Origin of the sequence: Microbacterium sp. BF1 (assembly GCF_019279095.1) — a bacterium.
GTDB classification, from domain to species: Bacteria; Actinomycetota; Actinomycetes; order Actinomycetales; family Microbacteriaceae; genus Microbacterium; species Microbacterium maritypicum.
The window spans coordinates 1-2,651 of the sequence record NZ_JAGYWT010000351.1; the positions used below are offsets into that span (position 1 = coordinate 1).

General features: G+C 68.0%; 3 protein-coding genes and 1 pseudogene. 2 read left to right on the forward strand and 2 right to left on the reverse strand.

Annotation, left to right across the window (positions count from 1 at the left end; all coding sequences use genetic code 11):
* Window positions 1-128, forward strand: a pseudogene (locus KZA10_RS11885) (3'-5' exonuclease); the annotation flags it as partial.
* A 20-nt stretch (window positions 129-148) separates the two neighbouring features.
* Here the strand turns inward: KZA10_RS11885 and KZA10_RS11890 are convergent.
* Both KZA10_RS11890 and KZA10_RS11895 read right to left on the reverse strand, forming a co-directional pair.
* A complete protein-coding gene (locus KZA10_RS11890) occupies window positions 149-832 on the reverse strand; it encodes a DUF4166 domain-containing protein (RefSeq protein ID WP_055877658.1) in 684 nt (227 codons plus the stop codon).
* Window positions 829-1,473 carry an SRPBCC family protein gene (locus tag KZA10_RS11895; RefSeq protein ID WP_229778876.1) on the reverse strand — a complete coding sequence of 215 codons (645 nt, stop codon included), beginning with the start codon at window positions 1,471-1,473 and terminating at the stop codon, window positions 829-831. Before KZA10_RS11895 ends, KZA10_RS11890 begins: the two co-directional genes overlap by 4 nt.
* 45 nt (window positions 1,474-1,518) lie before the next feature.
* Between KZA10_RS11895 and trpS the strand changes: the two genes are divergently transcribed.
* Window positions 1,519-2,523: a tryptophan--tRNA ligase gene (trpS, locus tag KZA10_RS11900; protein WP_141386282.1), complete on the forward strand. Its 1,005-nt coding sequence runs from the start codon at window positions 1,519-1,521 to the stop codon at window positions 2,521-2,523.
* The last annotated feature ends 128 nt before the right edge of the window (window positions 2,524-2,651 follow it).

Consider the following 2,651-nt stretch of genomic DNA (forward strand, 5'->3'; position numbering starts at 1 on the left):
CCGAGGTCGCCCTGGTCTCCGATGCCGATGACCTCGACGACGAGTCGGGCTCGGTCTCGCTCATGACCATGCATACGGCCAAGGGTCTGGAGTACGACGCCGTGTTCGTCACCGGCGTCGAGGAAGAGGAAGGCCGCTCCACGCGCGGTCACTCTCGAGCCTCCTCACGGTACGGCTTCACGGTCTCCGGGGCGGGGCCGTCGACGAACTCGCACGTGAACGCGCCCCGATAGCCGAACAGGAACCCGAAGACGTCGTTGTGGATCTCGAGGTCGATCAGGTAGCACTCCTGCTCGTCGTCATAGCGCTCGACGAGCCGCGCCCGTCCGCTGAAGACCATCGGGAAGCGGAAGGCCGCAGGCCCCTCGTAGAAGCGCTGTGCCCCCGAGGTGAGCAGGAGCCCGCCGTCATCGGTGACGGCGAGGTCGAGGTCGACCGCGAGGTGCTGGTGGGTGCCCAGGTAGTCGACCACTCGCCGCCGGGCCTCGCTGTAGATCATGGTCGCGTCGAAGCGGCGGCGGCGACCGGGGCGCACGTCCATGGTCCGCACGAAGGTCACGGTCTCACGGCCGAAGTCGTCGACGTAGGCGTGGTTGTCGATCCGGAACGGCACGTCCTGTCCCCGCTCGGGGAAGAGGATGTTCCGGAAGGTCCCGATGAGGAGGAACGGCAGCGTCCACCACGGACCCCGGCGCACCTCGGTCATCACTCCGCGCCCGATGCAGCCGTAGCCGGCGTCGACGCCGACCCCGAACCGGCGCTGGAGCTGCGGGTGGAGCCGCGCGAAATCGGCTCCCAACGCGCGCTCGAAGATCCCGGCGCCTGTGGTCATACGAGCTCCTCCAGAGATTCCGGTGCGTCCTCCATGATCGTGCGTCCGGTGCGTCGCGGAGGCCGGGAGAGGCAGTTTCGTGCGCGAGGTCGGTGACCTCGGCGCAACGATCGCCATCCGCTGGTCTCCTCGGGCGCGATCCCCTGCTCGGCCCAGAGCCGCAGGCGATCGAAGCTCCGCGCCGTGAGCCACCAGACGAAGCGCCGCGTGATCAGCGGATCCAGCACGCGCCCGAGCCAGCCCCAGCCCGGGACGTAGTCGTAGCCGGTGAGGAATCGCACGCCGTCATCCGTCGGCACGTAGCGCCAGTACCCACGCCCGACTCCGAGCGGGGAGAGCACGTCGTCCGTGTCGAAGAGGAGCGCGGAGGTCCGCTCGCCCGTGCGGCTCTGCTTCGTGGCGAGCGAGACGCCGGTTCCGCGGATCGTGTGCACCCGCAGGTCGAGTTCGTAGCGGAAGTCCTGTGCGCCGTCCGCCCGGGTGCGCTGCGGCACGATGTCGCTGAAGCGCGCGTCCCAGCGCACGTGCGAGGACGGGTCCTGGGTCAGCGCCCACACCTCGTCCAGGGGCGCGCGGATGAGGATCTCGACGTAGAGGGCCCGATCCCCTCGCGACCGTGGGAGAGGAGAAGCGGAAGCCATGCGCCCATCGTAGGGGCACAGCACGCACCCCATAGGATTGATCCCGTGACGAGACCTCGCCTTTACTCCGGAATGCAGCCCTCCGCCGACTCCCTCCAGATCGGCAACTACATCGGCGCGCTGCTCCAGTGGCGGGAGCTGCAGAGTTCCTACGACGCCTATTTCTCCGTCGTCGATCTGCACGCGATCACCGTCGCCCAGGACCCGGCAGAGCTGCGTGAGAAGACGCGTCGTACAGCAGCGCAGTACGTCGCCGCCGGTATCGAGCCCTCGCTGTCGACGCTTTACGTGCAGTCGCATGTGCGCGCTCACGCCGAGCTCGCGTGGATTCTCAGCACCATCACCGGCTTCGGCGAAGCCGGTCGGATGACGCAGTTCAAGGACAAGTCCTCGCGCTACGGTGCGGACTCGACCAGTGTCGGCCTGTTCACCTACCCAGTGCTCATGGCCGCAGACATCCTGCTCTACCAGACCGATGTGGTGCCGGTGGGCGATGACCAAAAGCAGCACGTCGAGCTCACGCGCGATCTCGCCGAGCGCTTCAACTCGCGATTCGGTGAGACCTTCACGGTGCCGATGCCCGTCATCCAGAAGGAGACCGCGCGCATCTACGACCTGCAGAACCCGACGTCGAAGATGTCGAAGTCTGCCGAGAGCGACGCCGGCGTGCTGTGGATGCTCGACGATCCGGCGAAGTCGGCGAAGAAGGTCATGCGCGCGGTGACCGACAACGAGGGTTCCGTGCGGTTCGACCGCGAGAGCAAGCCCGGCGTCTCGAACCTGCTCACGATCTACGCGGCGCTCACAGGACGCCAGGTCGCCGCGATCGAGGACGAGTACGCGGGACGCGGTTACGGCGATTTCAAGAAGGGCCTGGCCGAGGTCGTCGTCAACGAGTTCGAGCCGGTGCGCGCCCGCGCCCTCGAGCTGCTCGACGATCCCGCCGAGCTCGATCGCATCCTGGCCGAGAACGCCGCCCGCGCCGATGCCGTCGCCGACGCGACGCTTTCGGACGTGTACGACCGGGTGGGTCTGCTCCGGCGCGTCTGACGCTCGCCTTAGGATGGGGGCGTGACTGATCCGCAGCTGCCTCCCCCGTCCGGTGCCGTGCCCTCCGAATCGCAGGTGCCGCCCGAGACGTCGGTCCCGTCGGTGCCGGCAGCGCCTGCAGGTGCGGT

Excerpts from the sequence above, each read along its gene's own strand:
- KZA10_RS11890 (WP_055877658.1), bottom strand. The coding sequence starts at position 832 with ATGACCACAGGCGCCGGGATCTTCGAGCGCGCGTTGGGAGCCGATTTC.
- KZA10_RS11895 (WP_229778876.1), bottom strand. The coding sequence starts at position 1,473 with ATGGCTTCCGCTTCTCCTCTCCCACGGTCGCGAGGGGATCGGGCCCTC.